Origin of the sequence: Chryseobacterium indologenes, from assembly GCA_016025055.1 — a bacterium.
In the GTDB taxonomy this organism is placed as follows: domain Bacteria; phylum Bacteroidota; class Bacteroidia; order Flavobacteriales; family Weeksellaceae; genus Chryseobacterium; species Chryseobacterium indologenes.
Genome location: CP065590.1, coordinates 1,061,008 through 1,083,911 on the forward strand (window position 1 = coordinate 1,061,008; position 22,904 = coordinate 1,083,911).

The 22,904-nt window shown below is 36.9% G+C and carries 18 protein-coding genes, 8 tRNA genes, 1 other RNA gene and 4 pseudogenes; 3 read left to right on the forward strand and 28 right to left on the reverse strand.

Features of this window, described 5'->3' with window-relative positions; all coding sequences use genetic code 11:
• Positions 1-17 precede the first annotated feature (17 nt).
• The 24 genes and pseudogenes from H3Z85_04730 to H3Z85_04845 form a co-directional block, all read right to left on the reverse strand.
• The gene (locus H3Z85_04730) at positions 18-710 is read right to left on the reverse strand and encodes a 50S ribosomal protein L1 (GenBank protein QPQ52742.1); all 693 of its coding nucleotides are present in this window, start codon (positions 708-710) and stop codon (positions 18-20) included.
• Between the two features lie 11 nt (positions 711-721).
• Positions 722-1,168, reverse strand: a complete 447-nt coding sequence (rplK, locus tag H3Z85_04735; GenBank protein ID QPQ52743.1) for a 50S ribosomal protein L11 — start codon at positions 1,166-1,168, stop codon at positions 722-724.
• A 405-nt stretch (positions 1,169-1,573) separates the two neighbouring features.
• Positions 1,574-2,242 (reverse strand): hypothetical protein, encoded by a 669-nt coding sequence (locus H3Z85_04740; protein QPQ52744.1) that lies wholly within the window; start codon positions 2,240-2,242, stop codon positions 1,574-1,576.
• An 8-nt stretch (positions 2,243-2,250) separates the two neighbouring features.
• Positions 2,251-2,898, reverse strand: coding sequence for a hypothetical protein (locus tag H3Z85_04745; protein QPQ52745.1), 648 nt, complete (start codon positions 2,896-2,898; stop codon positions 2,251-2,253).
• Between the two features lie 12 nt (positions 2,899-2,910).
• Positions 2,911-3,528 (reverse strand): hypothetical protein, encoded by a 618-nt coding sequence (locus tag H3Z85_04750; GenBank protein ID QPQ52746.1) that lies wholly within the window; start codon positions 3,526-3,528, stop codon positions 2,911-2,913.
• Positions 3,529-4,066: 538 nt separating this feature from the next.
• The gene (nusG, locus tag H3Z85_04755) at positions 4,067-4,609 is read right to left on the reverse strand and encodes a transcription termination/antitermination factor NusG (protein ID QPQ52747.1); all 543 of its coding nucleotides are present in this window, start codon (positions 4,607-4,609) and stop codon (positions 4,067-4,069) included.
• A 19-nt stretch (positions 4,610-4,628) separates the two neighbouring features.
• Complete coding sequence (secE, locus tag H3Z85_04760; protein ID QPQ52748.1) at positions 4,629-4,835, reverse strand: preprotein translocase subunit SecE; 207 nt, start codon at positions 4,833-4,835, stop codon at positions 4,629-4,631.
• 12 nt (positions 4,836-4,847) lie between these two features.
• Positions 4,848-4,918, reverse strand: a tRNA-Trp gene (locus H3Z85_04765).
• A gap of 52 nt (positions 4,919-4,970) precedes the next feature.
• Positions 4,971-6,182 (reverse strand): elongation factor Tu, encoded by a 1,212-nt coding sequence (tuf, locus tag H3Z85_04770; GenBank protein ID QPQ52749.1) that lies wholly within the window; start codon positions 6,180-6,182, stop codon positions 4,971-4,973.
• Between the two features lie 254 nt (positions 6,183-6,436).
• Entirely contained in the window at positions 6,437-9,535 is a 3,099-nt protein-coding gene (locus tag H3Z85_04775; protein QPQ52750.1) for an efflux RND transporter permease subunit, read from the reverse strand.
• A 55-nt stretch (positions 9,536-9,590) separates the two neighbouring features.
• The gene (locus H3Z85_04780; protein QPQ52751.1) at positions 9,591-10,676 is read right to left on the reverse strand and encodes an efflux RND transporter periplasmic adaptor subunit; all 1,086 of its coding nucleotides are present in this window, start codon (positions 10,674-10,676) and stop codon (positions 9,591-9,593) included.
• A gap of 4 nt (positions 10,677-10,680) precedes the next feature.
• Positions 10,681-11,927, reverse strand: a pseudogene (locus tag H3Z85_04785) (TolC family protein).
• A 211-nt stretch (positions 11,928-12,138) separates the two neighbouring features.
• Positions 12,139-13,512: a HAMP domain-containing protein gene (locus H3Z85_04790; protein ID QPQ52752.1), complete on the reverse strand. Its 1,374-nt coding sequence runs from the start codon at positions 13,510-13,512 to the stop codon at positions 12,139-12,141.
• Positions 13,513-14,192 (reverse strand): annotated as a pseudogene (locus tag H3Z85_04795) (response regulator transcription factor). It abuts the gene before it with no gap.
• Between the two features lie 459 nt (positions 14,193-14,651).
• Positions 14,652-14,723, reverse strand: a tRNA-Thr gene (locus H3Z85_04800).
• A 38-nt stretch (positions 14,724-14,761) separates the two neighbouring features.
• Positions 14,762-14,834, reverse strand: a tRNA-Gly gene (locus H3Z85_04805).
• 86 nt (positions 14,835-14,920) lie between these two features.
• Positions 14,921-15,001, reverse strand: a tRNA-Tyr gene (locus H3Z85_04810).
• A 20-nt stretch (positions 15,002-15,021) separates the two neighbouring features.
• Positions 15,022-15,095 (reverse strand) — tRNA-Thr (locus H3Z85_04815).
• Between the two features lie 89 nt (positions 15,096-15,184).
• A tRNA-Gly gene (locus H3Z85_04820) sits at positions 15,185-15,257 on the reverse strand.
• A gap of 86 nt (positions 15,258-15,343) precedes the next feature.
• A tRNA-Tyr gene (locus tag H3Z85_04825) sits at positions 15,344-15,424 on the reverse strand.
• A gap of 18 nt (positions 15,425-15,442) precedes the next feature.
• Positions 15,443-15,516 (reverse strand) — tRNA-Thr (locus tag H3Z85_04830).
• A 107-nt stretch (positions 15,517-15,623) separates the two neighbouring features.
• Positions 15,624-15,914, reverse strand: coding sequence for a ribosome-associated translation inhibitor RaiA (locus H3Z85_04835; protein QPQ52753.1), 291 nt, complete (start codon positions 15,912-15,914; stop codon positions 15,624-15,626).
• On the reverse strand, positions 15,911-16,798 hold the full coding sequence (locus H3Z85_04840) for a tyrosine-type recombinase/integrase (protein QPQ52754.1): 888 nt from the start codon (positions 16,796-16,798) through the stop codon (positions 15,911-15,913). Before H3Z85_04840 ends, H3Z85_04835 begins: the two co-directional genes overlap by 4 nt.
• An 82-nt stretch (positions 16,799-16,880) precedes the next feature.
• Entirely contained in the window at positions 16,881-17,078 is a 198-nt protein-coding gene (locus H3Z85_04845) for a 30S ribosomal protein S21 (protein QPQ52755.1), read from the reverse strand.
• A gap of 269 nt (positions 17,079-17,347) precedes the next feature.
• Here H3Z85_04845 and ssrA point away from each other — a divergent pair.
• Positions 17,348-17,750: a transfer-messenger RNA gene (gene ssrA / locus H3Z85_04850) on the forward strand.
• A 51-nt stretch (positions 17,751-17,801) separates the two neighbouring features.
• Here ssrA and H3Z85_04855 read toward each other — a convergent pair.
• The 4 genes and pseudogenes from H3Z85_04855 to catB form a co-directional block, all read right to left on the reverse strand.
• The gene (locus tag H3Z85_04855) at positions 17,802-18,356 is read right to left on the reverse strand and encodes an NAD(P)H-dependent oxidoreductase (protein ID QPQ52756.1); all 555 of its coding nucleotides are present in this window, start codon (positions 18,354-18,356) and stop codon (positions 17,802-17,804) included.
• Between the two features lie 79 nt (positions 18,357-18,435).
• Positions 18,436-19,239 carry a helix-turn-helix transcriptional regulator gene (locus tag H3Z85_04860; GenBank protein QPQ52757.1) on the reverse strand — a complete coding sequence of 268 codons (804 nt, stop codon included), beginning with the start codon at positions 19,237-19,239 and terminating at the stop codon, positions 18,436-18,438.
• Between the two features lie 50 nt (positions 19,240-19,289).
• Positions 19,290-20,186 (reverse strand): SDR family NAD(P)-dependent oxidoreductase, encoded by an 897-nt coding sequence (locus H3Z85_04865; protein QPQ52758.1) that lies wholly within the window; start codon positions 20,184-20,186, stop codon positions 19,290-19,292.
• Between the two features lie 172 nt (positions 20,187-20,358).
• A pseudogene (catB, locus tag H3Z85_04870) lies at positions 20,359-20,987 on the reverse strand (type B chloramphenicol O-acetyltransferase).
• A 388-nt stretch (positions 20,988-21,375) separates the two neighbouring features.
• Here catB and H3Z85_04875 point away from each other — a divergent pair.
• Positions 21,376-21,616, forward strand: a pseudogene (locus tag H3Z85_04875) (acyl carrier protein).
• 34 nt (positions 21,617-21,650) lie between these two features.
• On the forward strand, positions 21,651-22,895 hold the full coding sequence (fabF, locus tag H3Z85_04880; protein QPQ52759.1) for a beta-ketoacyl-ACP synthase II: 1,245 nt from the start codon (positions 21,651-21,653) through the stop codon (positions 22,893-22,895).
• The last annotated feature ends 9 nt before the right edge of the window (positions 22,896-22,904 follow it).

Here is a 22,904-nt window from a genome sequence, read left to right on the forward strand (position 1 = left end):
TGTCTTAGGATTAAATATTAGTTAACAGATTTAGTATCAATTGCAATACCTGGGCTCATAGTAGAAGACAAATAGATGCTCTTCACATAAGTTCCTTTAGCAGCAGTTGGTTTCATTTTGATCAATGTCTGGATAAGCTCCTGAGCATTTTCTTTGATCTTGGCAGCATCGAAAGATACTTTACCGATACCAGCATGGATGATCCCATACTTATCAACTTTGAAATCAATTTTACCTGCTTTCACTTCAGCTACTGCTTTACCAATTTCCATTGTTACAGTACCTGATTTAGGGTTTGGCATTAAACCTCTTGGACCTAATACTCTACCTAATGGACCTAATTTACCCATTACAGCCGGCATAGTAACGATAACGTCAACATCTGTCCAACCTTCTTTGATTTTTTGCAAGTATTCGTCAAGACCTACATAGTCAGCACCAGCAGCTTTAGCTTCTGCTTCTTTATCTGGAGTTACTAAAGCCAAAACTTTAACATCTTTACCAGTACCGTGAGGAAGAGATACTACACCTCTTACCATTTGGTTTGCTTTTCTTGGGTCTACACCTAATCTTACAGCGATATCTACAGAAGCATCAAATTTTGTAGTGTTCACTTCTTTTACAAGAGCTGAACCTTCTTCAAGATTATAGATTCTTCCTTTTTCTACTTTGCTTAAAGCTTCCTTTTGCTTTTTAGTCAATTTTGCCATTTCTAATAGTTTTAAGCGTTAAAAGTTGGTTTAGTTCCTGTTACTCTTAATCCCATAGATCTAGCAGTACCTGCAACCATAGAAACTGCAGAATCCATTGTAAAGCAGTTAAGGTCAGCCATTTTATCCTCAGCGATTTTCTTCACCTGATCCCAAGATACAGAACCTACTTTGTTTCTGTTTGGTTCACCAGAACCTCCCTTGATTTTAGCTGCATCCATTAACTGGATCGCTGCAGGTGGAGTTTTAATAACGAATTCAAAAGATTTGTCTTCGTATACTGTAATTACTACAGGTAAAACTTGCCCTGGCTTATCTTGGGTTCTTCCGTTAAATTGCTTACAAAACTCCATGATGTTCACACCTGCAGAACCCAATGCTGGACCTACTGGTGGAGAAGGGTTAGCCGCGCCACCTTTCACCTGAAGCTTTACCATTTTAAAGACTTTCTTAGCCATTGTTTGTTTTTTAAATTTGAATAATTAATGAGTTTGGAAGCATTTATTATTCAGCAGGTTATGCACTCACATAACAATAAACCTACTTTTTGGACTGCAAAAGTATAAAATATTTTTGAATCTACAAACGGATAACGCTGATTTTTAAAAAGTTTTAAAAAAAATATCAGGAATATAATCTCATATTTTTCAGCTCGATACCGTTGAAAGCGTTCTATCAAAAAGAAAGGAAAATACTTTTTTATTCTTTCTTACGTATCCTGATTTTATCATAACGATCCGTTGGTTTTTAATAAAATCCTTATCATATACTGCAACTGTAATAGTATATTCTTTTCAAATGCAATGAAATAAAAAAGGCCATTATACTTAATGGCCTTGTCCTTTTATAGTGAGAATGTGTTTTTAAAATCCGGATGGTTTATTTATTGTTTGTGCGGAACCGTCAGTTCCTCCAAGGTCAGCATTGACATCAGCGATATTATGTTTTGTGATCAGCCTTTTGTATGCCATCAGGTAAAGATCAACCGTAAAATTATTATAAACTCTGGATGGGGGGTTAGCATTGGTAGCAACCATTCTACTATCCGAAAACCTTGCTCTTATGTGCCAAGTTCCATTGCTCTTGAACGCCACAACATCCGGAGACCCCTGCTTGTTATCATTCACTCCATTATCCCCATAATCCAACATAACATTAGTAGTACCATCGTTAAGTTTAAAAGAATAATTGTGAAGAACTACCAAAAAGTTGTTTGCATCGATCTTGGTATCATAATCTGTAATACCTAGACCGGACACCCCCGTAAGAGAAAGCTTAAGATAATTAAATAACCCACTGCTTTCCAATGTAGGATCATATAATTGAATGGCATTTTCAGAGGTGGCCAGAAAACTACCACCTGTCATAGTGGGTTCACCAGGATTTCTAAGATATAACGAGTTCGTATAGGTTTTTCCGTTAACGTCAAGTGTCTCTACAGGATTAGAGGTATTGATTCCGACTTTTCCTTTCTGGGCATTCAAAAATAGCCCCAGACTCATGATCATTATGATATAAATTTTTCTTTTCATATGTTTTTTTATTGAAGCCCAAGAGGCGTATTGGTTGAAACTCCCGAATAACCCGGAGAAGCAGATGCTGAAACAGATCCGTTAAATGTACCCCAGTCTTTTACTAATGATCTTTCAAAAACATTCAATGTAAATGTCCATGTCCCATTTTGTGATGAAACTGTACCTGCTCCTTTAAAACTAAGATTGATAGCATGGTAATTTTTACCTCCACTTGCAATCTGGGTTATTTCTGTAGAATAAGAGCCGTAAGATTTAGGATTTGTTGATGTATTCGCTGCAGATACGGCAGCTGTAAACACAGCTCCGGTAATGGCTACTACATATTTACTGGTATCCAAACCTGTGTTTAAATTAACAACTTCATCCTGTTTAACATTTTTCAGAATTACATTATAAATGTTTACAGGTGCTACATTACGAAGTGAAATATCCAACAATTTCACTTTACCCACAGGAGAAGTATCTTTCGAACGTGTAATAAGAAGATAATTACCACCTGCTTTTGAATTTTCTGTATCGATCAGGTATGATTCAACTAATGTTTCTCCTACTACATCCAAAGTACCTTTAGGACTTGTAGTATTAATTCCAACCTGAGCTTTAATACCTGAAGAAGCAAAAACTATCAAGAAGATTGCAATAATATTTTTCATATAGTGTTTGTTTTATTGAATTAATGGAGCGGTGGCAGCACCGGTTGTTGAAGCTTTAAGATCCTGAGTAGAATTAAAATCTTTAGCATAAGATCTATCAAAAACTAACAAATTGAGTGTCCATACTCCGGTGGGAAGAGATGCATCGGGTGAAAAGCCTTGGTAATCGGCCTTTAGCTTCCAGGTACCAGCGGTAGGATAAGCAAAGATCTGAGGAACCGGGGTCACCCAATCTGCAGAATATGTTCTGGTAGACTGTGTAAATCCGAAGGAAGAAATGACTACAAGAAATTTATTAGAATTGATTTTTGTATCAAATTGATTCACCCAATCTTTATCCGAAGGATCACACGTAATCTTAAACTGAATAAGATTAATCGGTGCAGGTGAATTGGGAACAAAAGAGTCATTATAAGCTGTAATCTTATTTTCAGGTGCGGGAGATTTAATGATAAATGTATAATTTTCATTAGCTCCCAATTTTTCCATAGGTGTTTTCAACACTATTCCGGATGTTTTCATGGTACCATTAACAGTCAATTCCTTTTCAGGTTTTGTTGTATTAATACCAACCTGTGCCTTAGCCCATACTGTAGCCAGTAATAAGACTATCGAAATAATTTTTGTCATGAGGTTATGTGTTTATATAAAGTTTGTGTTTTTTAATATCCATTATAATTTTTCACATTGGGATTTTTACGCTAAAATATAAGCATCCGACACTGCTAAAAGCAGTGCATTAAATAAGAAAAATATAAAGTTTTTTGGATTATAGGATTGATAGGTTACAATAAGCATGCCATAAAAAGTGAAATACTTATGAAAACCTATTTATTGACAGGCAATACCACCGGTTATCCCAAAGAGGTGAAATATGATGTAAATCAAAGTGCCATATCGAAGCATTAAACAAAGATTTTATATTTTATTTACAATTTTAAGGAATAAACAAACTTAAAAAGACTTAATCAAAAGAGAAAGAAAAAATCATCATTACTTAAACAGACGTTTGGTATTATGAATAAGTTATGATTGTTTATAATTAAAAAATAATCTACGGACTATAATATATCATCCAAGCCTGATCTCTGAATATATATTATATTCCAATTTTAAGGCAAAAAAAAGACTGCAAATAGCAGTCTTTTTATTTATATATAAGTATGTATTATACTTTTTCTACTTGCATGTAGCTTAGTTCCATTGGAGTTTTTCTACCGAAGATCAATACAGAAACTTCAATTTTCTTTTTATCTTCAAGAATTTTCTCAACTGTACCATTGAATCCGTTGAAAGGTCCATCTATTACTTTAACGTTTTCACCTACTACATAAGGAATTTCAACATCGCTTGCAAATTCTGAAAGTTCATCCATTCTTCCCAACATTCTGTTAACCTCAGATTTTCTCATAGGAACAGGATCTCCACCTTTTGTTAAGCTCAAGAAAGATATCACTCCAGGAATGTTTTTAATAACGTGAGGAATTTCCCCCATCAGATCAGCTTCGATCATCAAGTAACCAGGATAGTAAGGTCTCTCTTTAGGAACTTTTTTTCCGTTTCTAATCTGAATTACCTTTTCCATAGGAATAACCACTTGAGTAACGTACTGCTCAAACCCTAAACGCTTGATTTCTGTCTCAATATAGTTTTTCACTTTATTTTCCTGTCCGCTGATTGCTTTCAGCACATACCATTTCAATTCGCTCATTATGGGAAAATACTTTTAATTAATTGAACAAGTTGATTAGCATTCCTATTATGTTGCTGATTGCTTTTGAAAACAATTCATCAACTCCAAAGGTAAATAATGCCAGAATCACTGTCGCAATAGTCACTACAATAGTAGATGACTGAAGGTCAGCCCACTTTGGCCATTCAACTTTATGTCTGAATTCGTTATAAGAACCTTTTAAAAAATCGACAAATGAACTCATAATTTATATTTGCACGGGCACAAGGATTCGAACCCTGATCAACGGTTTTGGAGACCGGTATCCTACCATTGGACGATGCCCGTAGATAAAAGCTTCCGAGAGTTTCCTTTCGGAAGCTAATTTATTTTAAGATGATTAGTCTAAGATTTCAGTAACCTGACCTGAACCAACTGTTCTACCTCCTTCTCTGATCGCAAATCTAAGACCTACGTTAAGAGCGATTGGCTGTAACAATTCTACAGTGATCTCTAAGTTATCTCCTGGCATTACCATTTCAACACCTTCTGGTAAGAAGATTTCACCTGTAACGTCAGTAGTTCTTACGTAGAACTGAGGACGGTATTTGTTGTGGAATGGAGTGTGACGTCCACCTTCTTCTTTAGAAAGGATATAAACAGAAGCTTTGAATTTTTTGTGTGGCTTAACTGAATCTTTCTTAGCGATAACCATACCTCTCTTGATGTCAGTTTTTTCAATACCTCTCAACAATAGACCTACGTTATCTCCAGCTTCACCTCTATCTAGGATTTTTCTGAACATCTCAACTCCTGTAATAGTAGAAGTTAATTTCTCATCACCCATACCTACGATATCAACTGGATCTCCAGTGTTGATAACACCAGCCTCGATTCTACCAGTTGCTACAGTACCTCTACCTGTAATAGAGAATACATCTTCGATTGGCATCAAGAATGGCTTTTCAGTATCTCTTGGTGGTTGCTCGATCCAAGTATCAACAGCATTCATCAATTCTTCAACGCTCTTGAACCACTTATCTTCAGTGTTAGCAGGAGATGCAGTAGCTGCAGTAAGAGCTCCTAATGCAGAACCTTGAATTACTGGAGAGTTATCTCCGTCAAATTCGTAAGTAGACAATAAGTCTCTAAGTTCCATTTCAACAAGCTCTAACAATTCTGGATCATCCACCATGTCAACTTTGTTCATGAAAACAACGATTCTTGGTACGTTTACCTGACGGCAAAGTAGGATATGTTCTCTAGTCTGAGGCATTGGACCGTCAGTAGCAGCACATACAACGATAGCTCCATCCATCTGAGCAGCACCAGTTACCATGTTCTTAACATAGTCGGCGTGACCTGGACAGTCAACGTGAGCGTAGTGTCTTTTTTCAGTTTCGTATTCGATGTGAGCTGTATTGATAGTAATACCTCTTTCTTTTTCTTCTGGAGCAGAGTCAATTGCAGAGAAGTCTTTTTTCTCAGCAAGACCTTTGCTAGCTAATACAGCAGAAATAGCAGCTGTAAGAGTAGTTTTACCATGGTCAACGTGACCAATAGTACCAATGTTCAAGTGTGGTTTGTTACGATTAAACGTTTCCTTTGCCATGATTTAAAATTATTTATTTATTGTTTTTCAAATTTTCGGTGTGCAAATATAATGAATTTTTAAATACCAAAAACTTTTTATTAAAAAAACTTTCAATATTCTCTTCCAGTGAAGGACAAACCTTATATTTCAACGTATTGAGACTGCAAATTTACATAATTTTCCTGATTGAAAAAAACTTTCTGAAACCTTTTACGAAAAAGCCTGAAATACAGAATATTCCAGGCTCAGTCAATATATAAAATGAAAGATAATCAGGCTTGACGAAGCTTTTTGGTCCTATTGAATATCCAGAAAATTATGGGAAAAATAAGCAATGTAAGGATGGTTGCCGTGATCAGTCCCCCGATAATGACAATGGCAAGTGGTTTTTGAGATTCCGAACCGATGCCCGTAGACAAAGCAGCCGGCATCAGCCCTATGGATGCCATCAATGCAGTCATAATCACAGGTCTGGTTCTGGATTTCACCCCGTTCAATATAGCCGTATCCAGGTCTAACCCGTTTCTGACGTTCTGATGAAATTCTGTGATAAGAATTACCCCGTTCTGAATACAGATCCCGAGGAGGGCGATCATTCCTACTCCGGCCGAAATCCCAAAGTTGATTCCGGTAACATGCAGGGCGATAATTCCCCCGATCAATGCAAAAGGAACGTTGGCCAGTACCAGAAGGGAATCCTTCATATTTCCGAAGAGCACAAACAACAGGAAAAATATCATCAGGATACTCACCGGCACCACCTGCGCCAGTCTGTGGGAAGCACGCTGTTGGTTTTCAAACTGCCCCGTCCATCCAATGGAGTAACCGTCAGGAAGCTCAATAGCTGCAACTTTCTTTTGTGCGTCTGCAATAGTACCGCCCAAATCACGGTCACGGATGGAAAATTTCACTCCGATATATCTTTTAATATTGTCACGGTAAATGAATGCAGCACCATTATCTTTCACGATCGTACTGATCTCTTTCAAAGGAATTTTAGCACCATCCTGGGTAGGCACCATCAGAGATGCAATATCATTTTCATCTGTTCTGTATTCCTGGGAATAACGAAGCCTGATCGGAAACTTTCTTTCTCCGTCAAACATTTCAGAAGCCGTTTTCCCTCCGAATGCCATTTCCAGTACAGCCTGCGCATCAGCAGGCATGACGCCATAAGCAGCCATTTTATCTCTATCCAAAACCACGCTGACTTCCGGCTGCCCGATATTTTTAATGATTCCCGGATCTTTTACTCCTTCCACATCTTTAATTTTTGTAATCACTTCATGGGCAAGTTTATCAAGTGTTTCCAGGTTATCCCCATAAATTTTAATTCCGTTTTCAGCTTTAAATCCTGCCACAGCTTCTGCTACGTTATCTGAAATCGGCTGAGAATAATTAAAGGTTATTCCCTGATAGCTTCTGAGTTTTTTGTCAATTTCATTGATCAATTCCTCGTAAGAGATCTTTCGCTTCCATTCATCCCTGGGTTTAAGGTTCACTGCAAATTGTACAAATCCAAATCCGTTAGGATCGGTCCCGTCATTACTTCTTCCGGTCTGTGCCAGTACATCTGTAACTTCCGAGAAACTCATAATATCTTTTTTCAGAAGGTTGGCTGTTTTGAGGGATTCTTTTAAAGATGAGCTCATTGGCATTTCAGCAGTGATCCAAAGAGAACCCTCGTTAAGCTGCGGCAGGAACTCTGTTCCTAAAAATTTTCCTGAAAACAGGGTTATTGCAAGAAACGAAATAGCCACAATCATGCTGGTTCTTTTATGCTTAAATGTCATATTAAAACCCTTTAATACAATTCTATCCCAAAAATTCACAAAAGGATTATTTTTTTCTTTTACATTTTTATTTAAAAGAATATGAGACAATACCGGTACCAGGGTAAGGGTAAAAATAAGAGCACCTATTAAAGCAAATCCTAAAGTAAAGGCCAACGGAGAGAACATCTTTCCTTCCACTTTCTGAAAAGAAAAAATCGGAATAAGAGAAGTGATGATGATTAATTTTGAGAAGAAAATAGCTTTACCCAATCCGGTTCCGGTTTGTTTGATCCATCCTCCTTTCGCCAACTTGTTAAATTTCTCGGTGCCATATTTGTGGGCTTTATGGTCCAGCATTACAAAGAGGCCTTCCACCATGACGACAGCTCCGTCTATGATAATCCCGAAGTCTACCGCTCCCAGTGAAAGTAAATTGGCACTCATTCCTGCGAGTTTTAAGCATAAAAACGCAAATAACAGTGATAACGGAATGATAATGGAAACGATCAGTGTCGTTCTCCAGTCTGCCATGAAGATTAAAACGATTACGGTCACCAGTACAATTCCCTCAATCAGGTTGTGCATTACGGTTTTCGTGGTAAAGTCCATCAGGTTGTCACGGTCGTAGAACGTCACCATTTTTACATCTTTAGGCAGGATCTTTTCATTCAGCTCTTTAATTTTAGCTTTTACTCCTACCAAAACTTCTCTTGGGTTCTCGCCTTTTCTCATTACGACAATTCCTTCTACGGTATCATCGTGATTATTCAGGGCAGCCTGCCCTACCCTAGGCATAGAACTCTCATGAACTTCTGCTACATTTTTTACCAGAACAGGATTTCCACTGTCATTCTGAATGGTAATATTTCCTATATCAGTTACGGTCTTTACTAAACCAATTCCTCTTACCACATAAGCTTGTCCGTTTTTTTCAATGACATCTCCTCCGACATTCAGATTACTTTTGGTAACGGCATCATACACCTGAAGCGGTGTCAGATTGTATTTATCCAGGGCTCTGGGATCAATACTTAACTCAAATACTTTATCCTGGCCTCCGAAAACGTTAATATCTGCTACACCGGGAACACCTCTAAGAGCACGGTCAATAACCCATGTCTGCAAAGTAAGCAGCTTACGGGAATCTTTGGTTTTACTTTCCAGGGTATATCTGAAAATTTCACCTGTGGGCCCATAGGGTGGCTGTACTTCCGGATCAACATCATCAGGCAGGCTAATGGTTCGTAATTGGTTATTGACCTGATTTCTTGCGAAAGTATCATCCACCCCATCATCGAACAGAATTTTAACAATAGAGAGTCCAAACATTGTGGTACTTCTCACGCTTGTTTTTTTCTGAACCGGGCTCATGGCCAATTCGATCGGTGTTGTGACAAAACGTTCTACTTCTTCTGCACTACGCCCATTCCATTGGGTAATGATGACTATCTGGGTGTTGGTTACATCCGGAAAAGCTTCAATCGGCATGTTTTTGAAACTTATAAAACCGGCTATCGCTAAAATAGCGACCCAGATAAAAGTAAATGCTTTATTCTTTAATGAAAAAGCGATTATATTTTTAATGAATTTATTCATGACAGATACATTGATGACCTAAAAAAGTCGTTGAAAGAATTGTTTTAAATCACTACTAGCTATTCAGAGAACGGTATATCAGCAGTTGATTATTGGTAATGACTTCTTCACCTTCTTTAAGACCATCGGTTATATAAGTAATGTCTCCCACCTGCTTCAACACTTTTACTTCTCTTATTTTCACATCTGTTCTTGATTTGAAAATAACGACAAAACTTTTGTTATCATCAAAAATGACGGCCTTTGAAGGAACGGTCAGCATTGTATTATTTTCAGAATTGAAAACCTTTATTGTCGCTTTACTGTCCGGAATTAATAATCCGTTGGCATTATCAAGAACTACTCTTGCCTGCATGGCATTGGTTTGCGGATCGATAATTTTGAATATTTTGTCAATTTTTCCGTCAAAAACTTTATCCGGATAGGAAAGAGTGGAAACCTGAGCTCTCATGCCCAGATTTATTTTATCAATATCTGATTCGTTAACGTTCATAATAGCCCATACGTTGGTAGTATTGGCAACATCAAAGATATTCTCGCTCCGGTCGCTTCTCAGCTGCATGTCTTTATTGATATTCTTCTGAACGATATATCCACTGATTGGTGCCACCACACTATAGATGTTTCCGGTCTTCACATTGTAGACTGTACTTACGGCTGTAGCTCTCTGTAACTGGTCCTCTGCTTTCTGCAACTGACTTTTTGCTTCCAGAACATCTCTTTCGGTATTCAGTTTTCCTTCATACAATTCCTTGGAAACACGTAAATTATTCTTAGCTACCACCAAATCTGTTTTGGCATCGCTTACATCTTTTTGGATTTCTGCAAGTTCTGTACTTCGGATGGTTGCCAGGACCTGACCTTTTTTCACATAATCCCCCAACTCCACATTGACGCTCATTACATTACCACCTACGAGGGGATAAACATCAATATAACTGTTTTTATCGGCTGAAATCTTCCCATAAAAACTGTATTCATTTTCGATATTCTTTGCCTCAACCTTAGCCAGGGAAATAGAATTCAACATGGTGTTACTCAATTCGAAGCCTTTTTTAGACTGGCTTGCTTTTTCTTCCTCTTTTTTAGAACAGGCTATTAGCGAAAGGCCTACCAATACCGGGATAATATATTTTTTCATTATTTTAATAGAAGATTTTCGTTTGTACTAGTTGATTAAGTTGTTCTGCAGAAAGCATAATCTGTTTTTTCATATCATAAATATGCAAGACGCTCTGCTTATAGCTTTCCATAAAGTCTGTAAAATCAATGAGACTTACATTTCCTCTCTGGAAGTTGGTCACGATTCCGTCGAATACCAGATCCATATTTTTAAAATCATGGGGTTGCAAAGTATAATACTGCTTATACTGATTATCCCAGATTTTATAAGAGGTATTCACCTGCGACAGAAGTTCTTCTTTTTGTCTTTCCTCATCTTTTTTACTTTCTTCTATCTGGTAGGCAGCTTTCATCTCATTTCCTTTATTTTTTTCCACAAAGGAAGAGGGATTCCAAAAGAAACGGCCACCTGATTATCAAAAGCGGCTCCTCTTTGTGTATAGCGGGCTCCCACCGTCAGGTCAGGGATATTAAGAGATTGTTGCCATTTCAGATTAAGCTGGCTGCTTTCTGTTATTTTAATGAAGGTCAGGTAATTGGTGTTATTTTCCAACGCCTTTTGTTGTAATTCCTGCAGATTGATTAAAGGTTGCCTGTTGAACAGCTGATCCAGCTCTTCCTCAGAAATCACCGGTTCGATATCCGTCTGGCTTCCGGTAAGCAGCTTCAGAGTCTGTTTTTGCTGGATGATATTATTGGTAATTTCAGTCTTATCATTTTGTAGTCCTATGACAAGTGACTGAAGTCTTACCACATCCTTCAGAGAAACATTTCCTTTTTTATTCTGGTTTTCGTAGGCGTTGAGGAGATTGGTAATGTATTTAAGCTGAAGATCTACGTTCTGTTCTTTCTTTTCGTCAAAAATAATACTGTAGAAAGTATTTCTCAACTGTGATCTTAAATCTATTACAAGTCCTTTGAATTGTAATTCTGCTATTTCTTTATTGGATTTTGCAAAAGCAACTTCATTTTTTCTTTTTCCACCTAATACAAAAAGCTGATCAACACCAAATTCTTTAGCTCCTGTACTGCCGATATGAAAGACTTTATTATTTTCAGGATCTATAGCATTGAGCTCCACAGACAAGTTAGGCTGATCCCATATTTTTGCCTGAATGATGTCTGCTTCTGCTTCGCTGATATTATATCGGGCAGCAAGCAACTGAAGGTTGTTCTTCTGGAAAGCTTCTTCGCACTCCAAAAGAGACATTTGCTGTTGTGCCGCCGAGAATGAGGAAATGGCCAGGCACAGCATTGCAATTCTGTTCATTATTTTTCTTTTTAAATTACAAAATTGCTTTCATGTGATTAAAAGAAACTTAAATGAGCCTTAAAAAAAAATTAAAATGTCCTTAAATAGGGCATTCTAATTAGTATCCTGAATTTCATAAAGAATTGATATTTTTCTCTATTGTTTGAATTTTAATGTAAATCCAATCGTAAGTTTAACAAAAAAACCATATGATTTCATAAAAACAATATTAATGGATTGTTTTTTTAAAGACAATTGTAAACGTATTGACCTGCTCAGCTGGAGAAGAATATATAATGTCTGCACCATGATATTCTAAGATTCGCTTAACAATCCTGAGCCCAAGACCGGAACCTGCTATATTCTGGGTGTTATTCCCTCTCATAAAGGCTTCAAACAGCTTCGACTGATCTTCTTTCGAAATAGTTTCTCCATGAGAAATCACTTCTACATCGAGATTATCGTTAGTCTCCGTGATTAACACTTTTACTTCCGCACTATCTGAATATATGGCTGCGTTTTTAAAAAGATTAATAAAGACAATAACCAGTAACGACTGTATTCCATCAATGGTCAGAAATGCATTTTCTGAGGTTTCTTCAGTAATTAAAAAATCCATTTTCAGATCCGGATAACTTTTCTCTACAGCTTCAAAAGCTTCAAAGATCACTTCATCAATTCTTACTTCTTCATAAATAGTCTGGATATTTTCTTTATCAAATTTGGTAAGCAGCAACAACGAGTTTGTCAAATCAGACAACTGATACACATCACGCTGAATTTGTTGCAGGGAAGAAAGGGTTTCCGGGGAATGTTCTTCAAATTTTATCAGATTCTCAAGCTGGAAAGCCATTCTAGTAATGGGTGTCCTGATTTCATGGGAGGCACTTGCTGTAAAATCTTTTTGTGACTGGAAGACATCGTTCAGCCTTGCGATCATCGTATTGAACGACTTGGCAAGAACACTGATTTCATCATTGGACTGCTGAACGGGAATCTGCTTTGTCAGTTGATGGGCAGTAACTTCAGAAATTTCCTTATTGAGGTCTTCAAGAGGGTGAAGGAATTTCTCCACAAAATAATAGCTGAAAAAGCCAATAAGAAGGGTACTCATCACATAGGCGGTCACCAAAAGATATTTAAGATATCCCAGTTTGGATTTACCGTTGGTGTCAAAAGCACTGGTAAGAATGTAATAATTTTCACCGTTGATATTTCTTAAAGCCGCATAAATCTCAGGAACGGTCTTTTCTGTATAAATAATTTTCTTTCGATCCAGTTCCTTAAGCATCGTTGTATCCCAGGTGACATTTCTGTCTTTGATCGTACTGTAAATTAATTCCTTTTTTTGATTGAAAATTAAAATAGTCTCGTTCAAAAGAATATTGTCGGAATTTTCGTTGAAAAAAACCGGGGCTTCTTCTTCAAAGTCTTTGGATTTCGAAATAAAGTGAGTCGTAAACTCCAGTCTCTGCCTGAATCTTTCTTTAAATTCGTCTCTTCTGAAATCGTTAAAAGATAAATAAATAACCGCCATCACCATTCCAAAAAGCAGTGAAAAGGCAATACTGATCGTTAACGCTATCTTTCTTTTTAAAGACATTTATAATGGACTTAGGTAATATCCGAACCCTGAACGGGTGTGGATGAGTTTTATTTTAAAATCTTTATCTATTTTTTTTCGTAGAAAATTAATATAGACTTCAACGGTATTGGTATTCGTATTAAAATTATGTTCCCATACATGTTCTGTAATCTGCTGCTTGGAAACTGTTCTTCCCTGAGCTTCCGCAAGGTATACCAGCAGCTGGAATTCCTTCAATGTAAGTGTTATTTCATTACCTCCACGATAGACTTTCTGCTCTGTCTTATTAATAATCAGATCATCAATCCTGAGGATATCCTGGTCTGAACTATCTGAAGTAGATTTCCTTCTGAGCAGAGAGTTGATTCTCAGCAACAGTTCCTCAAATTGGAAAGGCTTTACAAGATAATCGTCTGCAAGCCTGGTGAAGGCGTCTTTTTATCTGAAATATCGCCATAAGCCGAAATAATGATGATAGGAGTACTTTTATCAAAAGAACGGATGGTCTGGCAGACATCAAGCCCGTTTACCTTTGGTACATTGATATCCAGCAGATACAGATTATAGGTGTTATTTTTAATCTGGCGAAGAAAAGTTTCCCCGTCATAGATTTTATCACAGGTAAAATTATGGGATTCTAAAAATCTGCAAAGTTCTGCCGAAAGAATGAGATCATCTTCCAATAAAAGAATATTCATCAAAAATTTATTTTACACGAATTTAAAGAAATTTTTATGATTCCGATTCTAAAGATAAAAATTAAACTTCAAAGTATTTAATAATAGAGGATCAGTTTCAAAAAATGGAAGTATACTGTTTACTTTTATGGATTTTAAAATGCCATACCAATTGTTCAGTGTTTCATTATACATTTCGATGATGAAAAGTTGGATCAACGTCATGAAGTCTTCAACGCACGGGTACCTCCATAAAAAGTCATCCGCTGGTCTGTTCGCTCTTAGTCTTCATCAATAAAGAATAGTATTCTGTTTTTATGTTTTGTCAAACTTCAGTATGAGTTTGAGGATAAGATATTTTATTCTTAATGAGATTCAATTTTTTGTCTGCTTCCAACTCTTCTATTTGATTCTGTTTTTCTTTTGTGATGCTTGAGTTTTGGGCAAAAAAAATCCCGAAATAAATTCGGGAAAATCGAGAGCCAACTACGGGACTTGAACCCGTGACCTCTTCCTTACCAAGGAAGCACTCTACCGCTGAGCTAAGTCGGCATCAACTAAAAAAATCACACTGAAAGCGTGTTTTTTTGAGCGGAAGACGGGGGTCGAACCCGCGACATTCAGCTTGGAAGGCTGACGCTCTACCAACTGAGCTACTTCCGCAATTTTGTTTCCAAAACTATTGGTAAACGCTGTGCAAAACTAAAAAAATTAATTTAATTCTGCAAGTTTTTTTCTAATATAAAATGTGGGGAGAGCAGGATTCGAACCTACGAAGCCGAAGCAACTGAGTTACAGTCAGTCCCATTTAGCCACTCTGGAATCTCCCCAGATATTTTATATTAAATAGAGCCTCCAGAGGGATTCGAACCCACGACCCCGAGATTACAAATCACGTGCTCTGGCCAACTGAGCTATGGAGGCATTTAATATATATGACTGAAAGTGATTGAGAAACTCTACTCATTACATTTCAGTGTTAAAAAAAATCACAAATTACAGTGATTTTTTTGAGCGGAAGACGGGGGTCGAACCCGCGACATTCAGCTTGGAAGGCTGACGCTCTACCAACTGAGCTACTTCCGCAATTTTGTTTCCAAAACCATTGGTAAACGCTGTGCAAAACTAAGAAAATTAATTTAATTCTGCAAGTTTTTTTCTAATATAAAATGTGGGGAGAGCAGGATTCGAACCTACGAAGCCGAAGCAACTGAGTTACAGTCAGTCCCATTTAGCCACTCTGGAATCTCCCCAGATATTTTATATTAATGAGCCTCCAGAGGGATTCGAACCCACGACCCCGAGATTACAAATCACGTGCTCTGGCCAACTGAGCTATGGAGGCAAATTAAAAAGAATTCAAAAGATCGCTGTTCCTTTTTTGCGAGTGCAAATATAGAACGGATTTTTTGAATTCTCAAATTTTTTATAAACTTTTTTTAACTTTTTTCTTTAAGCCATTTCTTTTTTCTTGATTAGTAGCTTTTTAGCAGTATCAACGCAAAGGTCCAAACTTTCTTCAAAACTTGTAGATGTCTTTTTTACTACGATATCGTCTCCCGGAACCGCCAGAATAATCTCGGCTGTTTTATTCGCTTTATCCGAATTATTTTCTACTTTCAAAAAGATTTTGCAATCCTGGATTTTGTCGTAGAAGGTGTCTAGTTTGCTTACTTTTTTTTCGATGTGTGATTCTAGTGGTTCGTGTGGAGTTAAACCAATTGATTGTACTGAAATCTTCATAATTCTTCTTTTTTTGTTGCTCGAGGGTGAGCCTGATTAAACACTTTTTTCAATTGTTCAATATTGGCATTCGTATAGACTTGAGTACTGGCAAGACTGGAATGCCCTAATATTTTTTTTACTTTGGAGATCTCCGCCCCATTATCCAACACGTGAGTAGCAAAGCTATGGCGAAGGATGTGAGGACTTCTTTTTTCCTTTGTTGTTATAAGACTAAGGTACTTATTAACTACCACATAAACAAATTTTTCATTGAGTTTTTTCCCTTTCTTATTTACAAAAAAATATGAGATATATTCTGTCTGCGGTTTTCTGATTTCAAGATAACTCCTGAGAAGCTCAGACAGTTCTTTGGAAACAGGAATTACCCTTTCTTTATTTCCTTTTCCAATGACTTTTAATTCATTCTCATTTAAATCAATATTTTCAAATATCAGGCCACAAAGCTCTGCTTTCCTCATTCCGGTCTGATATAATACTTCTACAATACATTTTTCCAGGATGTCGTGGGTCTGCTCAAAAACCCTGTCATGAAGATCGTTCATTTCTTCTTTAGACATAGGAATCTGTTTTTCAGCATAAAACTTCAGGGATGAGATACCTTCTACGGGAGAAATTTTAATTTCACCTATTTTAAGAAGGGAAAGAAAAAAACTTCGGAGCGAAGATAGTTTTCTGTTGATACTTCTCTTGGAAATATTATTTTCACTGAGATCTACAATAAAGTTTCGGATTACTTTTTTATCGGCTTTGGAAATATCTTCTGATGATTCTGTTTTGAGATAAAAACAGGAGAAGTCACCAAGATCTTTTTTGTAACTTGTAATGGTATGGGGAGAATACCTCTTTTCGAATTGTAAATATTCTAAAAATTTATCCAACATCGCCTATAGGTATAAAAATAAAAATTCACTCCTCAAATATAAGAATTTAAGAAGTGAATTAATATGTGATTTAAGAAAATTCTTAAGCCTGCTCTTCTTTACTAAGTGCTCTTTGCTTATAAGCTGCTTTTAGCCTAGCTTGTCTCAAAGTTACAGAAGGCTTGATAAACGCTTGTCTAGATCTTAATTGACGAACTGTACCTGTTTTATCAAATTTTCTTTTGTATTTTTTTAAAGCTCTGTCGATGGATTCACCATCTTTTACTGGAATTATTAACATATTTTACATCTCATTTTGGATTGCAAAACTAGACAATTTTTATGAGAACACAAAATATATTGTAATAAACAATCAATACTCCACCCTATGACTGTTAAAAAAGTCCGTATTAAAGCCCATTACCAAGCAATAATATTTTATCCACAATGACTGGATATTCAATTCTTAATAACTTCAGGTTACTCATTTTGTTTCCTAATTTCTATTAAAACCATCTACATTAATGAAATGTAAACAAAAAGCATTATCTTTGCATTCACTTTATTCATGGGGTTGACTGGTTTCGACAGCAAGACTAATGGGTAAGTAAGCATGCAGAGAACCGTAGCGCGATCTCTATAATCCCTTGCTACAAAATTTTAACTGGCAACGAAGAGTTCGCTCTTGCAGCTTAATATCGAAGTATAGTAGATTCAAGCGTTTTCCCGAAGATTTCAGTAGGGAAGCAAGATATTCCACAAATGCTCTGTTCTGCGGCGTTTGATCCTGGGATATAGGAATGCGGAAATAAGGTTGTAGAAGCTTCGGCTATAACACGAAAACTTTAGAAGATAAGCTGGAAGTTGGGTGTCTGCTCTCTGCTTCCCGTCGAAAATTAATAGTAGAATAAGCATGTAGAAAGCTTATGTATTGCTTGTTTGGACGAGGGTTCGAATCCCTCCAACTCCACAGAAAATACAAAAACCACTGATTTTTCTCAGTGGTTTTTTATTTTTATAATAATCAACTATTCTTTTTAAACCATTCAATGTAGGCATCTACAGCCTTTTGAAGAAAATCTATGGTATCCTCGTCTTTCAAGCTTCCATTTTCGTCCCATACTTTATCTATATGAGGAAGGTACACTTCCGGCTGCTGCATCGCAGGAATATTAAGGAAAACGAGACTTTGTCTCAGGTGATGATTGGCACCGAAGGCAGACAAATTTCCTGGTGAACTGCTAAATACGGCCCCAGGTTTTCCATCCCAGGCGTTTTTACCTGCAGGCCTTGAAGCGACGTCGATAGCATTTTTCAATGCAGCCGGTACAGATCGGTTGTGCTCAGGAGTAATGAAAATGACTCCATTGAGGCTTTTAATAACCTGTCTGAATTTCACATACGATTCAGGCACATTGTTATGATCATCAAAATCCTGGTTATAAATGGGCAAATCTTCGATTGAGACTATAGTAAATTCAAATCCCGGAGGTGCCATAGAAACCAGGGCTCTGGCAATTTTTTTGGAAAAGGATTCTTTTCGTAAACTGCCTGCGACAAGTCCGATTACATTATTCATAATAATAGTATTTAAGTGATTATACTATTAAATAAAGCAAAAACAGTGCGAAAGGTCAGCGGAACACAACAGGTGATTCTTAGGAGACCATACTTGGTGATAAGCCGAATTGTTTTTTAAAAGCAAATGAAAAATGGGAAAGATCTTCAAACCCCAGATCCAAATAGATTTCAGAAGCTGTTTTTCTTTCTTCTGCAATTAAATAATAAGCCTCCTGCAATCTTTTTTGAATCAACCATTTTCCGGGGGTAGTTCCGAAAATCTTTTCAAAATCACGTTTAAAAGTTGCCAAACTTCTTCCTGTAAGATAAGCAAAGCGATCCAGGTGGACGTTAAAATGAAAATTCTTATTCATAAAAGCTTCGATATCTATCTTACCCGGTTCCGTAAAATCAAATAAAATATTTTTCACCTCCGGTATTTCCTCCAATAACAGGAATAGTGCTTCCTTTATTTTTAAATCTACCAATCTTTGATCGGAAAGTTTGCCCAGATCATGGTACAATAAAAGTGAATTCATGTAATTCCGAATTTCAGGGCTCTCATGTAAAAAACATACGGGCTTGTTGTATTCTCTTTTTTCTGCAATCATATGATATTCAAGGCTGAAATCTCTGAGAATTTGCTGATTTAAATAAATGGATAAAGATTTAAAGTCTCCATCCGGCGGAGGTTGCTTTATAAATTTCAACAGCTGATTTCTTCTCAGAAAACGAACTGAGCCGTCTTTTGCCGAATAATTGTGCAAGCCGTCATTTAAAATTAAATCACCGGAAATCTGGTAGCTCAAGACATGATCAGACACAAAATGCTCACCCTGCCGGCTCAGCTCAGTGTAGCAGGAGTATACAATATTGCCAACATCTTCTTTTTTAGATTTCATGATATGACAAAGGTATAAAATGAGTTTTCAAAAAAATAAAGGCTGGGTTATTATTCTAACGAAATTCCTTTATGCGCTAAATATTGTTTTCCGTATTCCGTCTCAAAGATATTTACAGCATCGTCATGATCGGTTGAAACCGTTACATCTAGCCATTTTTCAAATTCCTCTTTTCTTCTTTCATCCGTTGCTTTTAAAATTGCAGCAGCTTCACTTCCCAAAACCAGATGTAATGGTGGATTTTCATTTTCCACGATATCAATCATTACTTTTGCGGCTTTTGCCGGATCACCCATAGGAAGAAACTTTCCTGAAGTCAAATGTTCTTTCACTCCTCCAACAGTGGTTTCATATCCTTCAATATCTTTTGCGAAACTCATCGAAGATCCCGCCCACTCGGTACGGAAACCGCCGGGCTGAATACAGGTTAGTCTGATCCCCAAAGGAGCAATTTCTTTGCTTAAAGATTCCGAAAAACCTACAAGGCCAAATTTAGCAGCCTGATACATAGAAAGTCCTGCATTTCCTACCCGACCTCCAATTGAACTGATTTGCAGAATATGCCCTGACCGTTCTTTTCTCATATGAGGCAAAACAGCTCTCGTTATTTCAATAGGTGCATATAGATTCACCTCCAGTTGATTTCTGACCTGTTCGTAAGTAAAAGCTTCTGCTGCCCCTGTAATTCCGAATCCTGCATTGTTTACCAGGACATCTATTTTACCAAAATGTTTCACAGCTTTATCTACTGCAAAATAAATCTGTTCTTTATTCTGAACATCCAGTTCTATCGTCAGCAGCTGTTTGGGATACTGTTCTGCTAAATCATTTAATTGCTGAGGATTTCTTGCGGTTGCCACAACATCATCTCCTTTTAATAATACTGCTTCTACAAGGCTTTTTCCTAAGCCTTTTGAGCTTCCTGTGATAAACCAAACTTTTTTCATTGTCTTATTGATTTTTGTTTGATACAAATTTCTGTCAATAACAACCACAACTAATTTGTTGAAAAGTTCAATTTCACTTTGTTAAAAAGCTCATTCCATAACCCTCATCTATTCCATCCCTGAAATCTTCAACTTTTAAAAAGAAAAGAGCCCCTAAATTGGGACTTTTCAATTATTTTATTTTTTTATAAAATTTATACAGGGTATCAATGTCCGCTGAACAAAGTATAGGAATGGCTTCCTGAAGAATATCTTCACTCCACTCCCACCACTTCATTTCAAGAAGGAGTTGGATATGATGATCGGTAAATCTTTTTTAATAGGTCTGGCAGGATTTCCACCAACAATTGTATAGGGCTCCACATCTTTAGTCACTAATGCACGGCTTCCTATTACCGCACCGTCTCCTATTTTGATTCCGGGCATAATCATTGCTTCACCTCCGATCCAGACATCATTTCCAATAATAGTATCTCCTGCAGGCTGAAAAGCATCTTTACTACTTTGGAAGCAATCTACTTCAGACATATAAAAAAACGGAAAACTGGAAATCCAGTCATGACGATGCCCCTGATTTCCGCACATGATGAAACTGGCTCCGGTTCCTATAGAACAATAAGATCCGATAATCAGCTTATCTACATCATTTCTGTCAGGAAGAAGATAACGGGCACAGTCGTCAAAAGAATGCCGATGATAATATCCTGAATAATAGGAATATTTACCGGCTATAATATTGGGATTCTGGATATGGTCTTTTATGATTTTGCCTTTAAAAGGACTTTCAAAGAAATTTTTCATTTTTTAGCTTTTAAATATAACAATAGAAATAAAGGAACAGTTCAAAACTGTTCTTTCAAAATATGATCTGTTTATTCAAAAAAGCTAACGAATTAATTTCATAACACACAAATATAGGTAAAAAGCATAGATCCCAGATTCATTTTCGTCCTGAAAAAGATAAAACCCGCCTGTTTTTAAACTATTTACTCATAAAATAATCAAGTTTATCACAAAATAAAAATTAAGCCTCTCTGATCCAACAAAATATAAACAACTGAAAACTAAAACACTAAACTATCCGGATTCGAAATGAAAGCTTCCTGTCCACAAAAAAGACTAAAAAAATGTTTTATCGTAAAGAATTTTATATATTTGCACCATCTAACAATTAAAAAAATAATTTACTATGTCAGACATTGCATCAAGAGTAAAAGCTATCATCGCTGATAAGCTTGACGTTGAAGAAACAGAAGTAACTCCTGAAGCTAGCTTCACTAACGATTTAGGAGCTGACTCACTAGATACAGTTGAGTTAATCATGGAATTTGAAAAAGAATTTAACATTCAAATCCCTGATGATCAAGCTGAAAAAAATTACTACTGTAGGACACGCTATCGCTTACATCGAGGAAGTAGTAAATAAATAATATTCTTCAACAAAAAAGAAATTAAAAAAAGTTTATGGAATTAAAAAGAGTAGTTGTAACCGGGTTTGGAGCAATAACACCGATTGGAAATAATGCAAAAGAATACTGGGAAAATCTTGTGAAAGGTGAGAGCGGTGCCGCTCCGATTACTCTTTTTGATGCCACAAACTTTAAAACCAAGTTCGCCTGTGAAGTAAAAAACTTCGATCCGTTACAGCATTTCGATAAGAAAGAGTCTAAAAAAATGGATCGAAATACTCAACTGGGACTTGTGGCTGCCAGAGAGGCAGTAGTACATTCAGGCATTATTGAAGATAATGTAGATAAAAACAGAGTGGGTGTAATTTGGGGCTCCGGTATCGGAGGTCTGGAAACATTTGAAACGGAAGTTCTGGGATGGGCCAATACGGAAATCCCTAGATTCAATCCTTTCTTCATACCTAAAATGATTGCTGATATGACTCCTGGTCAGATCTCCATCGAGTATGGTTTCCATGGACCGAATTATACAACGGTATCTGCATGTGCATCTTCAGCTAATGCTATTATTGATTCCAAGATGCTGATCCAGCTAGGAAAAGCAGACGTGATTGTGTGTGGAGGCTCAGAAGCAGCCGTTACAGCAAGTGGTGTCGGTGGATTCAATGCAATGATGGCACTTTCTACAAGAAATGATGATCCAAAAACGGCTTCCAGACCTTTTGACAAAGACAGAGATGGCTTTGTGCTGGGTGAAGGAGCAGGATGTATCATTCTTGAGGAATACGAGCACGCGGTAAAACGTGGGGCTACCATTTATGCAGAATTATTGGGTGGTGGTATGAGTGCAGATGCATATCATATGACTGCTCCTCATCCTGAAGGCCTTGGCGCTTATCTGGTAATGAAAAACTGTTTGGATGATGCAGGCTTAACTGCTGATGAAGTAGACCATATCAACATGCATGGTACGTCTACTCCATTAGGAGATATTGCAGAATCTAATGCAATTTCGAAATTATTAGGCGAGCACGCTTATGACATTCAGATTAATTCTACAAAATCAATGACAGGTCACCTTTTAGGAGCAGCCGGTGTCATTGAAGCTATCGCTGCGTTGGGAACAATTATTCATGGTGTTGTTCCTCCTACCATAAACCATTTTACTGATGATGAAAAGATTGACAGCAGGCTGAACTTTACGTTTAACGATGCTGTGAAGAAAGATGTAAAAGTAGCCATGAGTAATACTTTTGGATTTGGCGGGCATAACGCTTGTGTTCTATTTAAGAAAATCTAAATTCACTGA

What these genes read in the sequence shown, in the direction of transcription:
- H3Z85_04730 (QPQ52742.1), bottom strand. Translation starts at nt 710, where the DNA reads ATGGCAAAATTGACTAAAAAGCAAAAGGAAGCTTTAAGCAAAGTAGAA.
- rplK (QPQ52743.1), bottom strand. Translation starts at nt 1,168, where the DNA reads ATGGCTAAGAAAGTCTTTAAAATGGTAAAGCTTCAGGTGAAAGGTGGC.
- H3Z85_04740 (QPQ52744.1), bottom strand. Translation starts at nt 2,242, where the DNA reads ATGAAAAGAAAAATTTATATCATAATGATCATGAGTCTGGGGCTATTT.
- H3Z85_04745 (QPQ52745.1), bottom strand. Translation starts at nt 2,898, where the DNA reads ATGAAAAATATTATTGCAATCTTCTTGATAGTTTTTGCTTCTTCAGGT.
- H3Z85_04750 (QPQ52746.1), bottom strand. Translation starts at nt 3,528, where the DNA reads ATGACAAAAATTATTTCGATAGTCTTATTACTGGCTACAGTATGGGCT.
- nusG (QPQ52747.1), bottom strand. Translation starts at nt 4,609, where the DNA reads ATGAGCGAATTGAAATGGTATGTGCTGAAAGCAATCAGCGGACAGGAA.
- secE (QPQ52748.1), bottom strand. Translation starts at nt 4,835, where the DNA reads ATGAGTTCATTTGTCGATTTTTTAAAAGGTTCTTATAACGAATTCAGA.
- tuf (QPQ52749.1), bottom strand. Translation starts at nt 6,182, where the DNA reads ATGGCAAAGGAAACGTTTAATCGTAACAAACCACACTTGAACATTGGT.
- H3Z85_04775 (QPQ52750.1), bottom strand. Translation starts at nt 9,535, where the DNA reads ATGAATAAATTCATTAAAAATATAATCGCTTTTTCATTAAAGAATAAA.
- H3Z85_04780 (QPQ52751.1), bottom strand. Translation starts at nt 10,676, where the DNA reads ATGAAAAAATATATTATCCCGGTATTGGTAGGCCTTTCGCTAATAGCC.
- H3Z85_04790 (QPQ52752.1), bottom strand. Translation starts at nt 13,512, where the DNA reads ATGTCTTTAAAAAGAAAGATAGCGTTAACGATCAGTATTGCCTTTTCA.
- H3Z85_04835 (QPQ52753.1), bottom strand. Translation starts at nt 15,914, where the DNA reads ATGAAGATTTCAGTACAATCAATTGGTTTAACTCCACACGAACCACTA.
- H3Z85_04840 (QPQ52754.1), bottom strand. Translation starts at nt 16,798, where the DNA reads ATGTTGGATAAATTTTTAGAATATTTACAATTCGAAAAGAGGTATTCT.
- H3Z85_04845 (QPQ52755.1), bottom strand. Translation starts at nt 17,078, where the DNA reads ATGTTAATAATTCCAGTAAAAGATGGTGAATCCATCGACAGAGCTTTA.
- H3Z85_04855 (QPQ52756.1), bottom strand. Translation starts at nt 18,356, where the DNA reads ATGAATAATGTAATCGGACTTGTCGCAGGCAGTTTACGAAAAGAATCC.
- H3Z85_04860 (QPQ52757.1), bottom strand. Translation starts at nt 19,239, where the DNA reads ATGAAATCTAAAAAAGAAGATGTTGGCAATATTGTATACTCCTGCTAC.
- H3Z85_04865 (QPQ52758.1), bottom strand. Translation starts at nt 20,186, where the DNA reads ATGAAAAAAGTTTGGTTTATCACAGGAAGCTCAAAAGGCTTAGGAAAA.
- fabF (QPQ52759.1), top strand. Translation starts at nt 21,651, where the DNA reads ATGGAATTAAAAAGAGTAGTTGTAACCGGGTTTGGAGCAATAACACCG.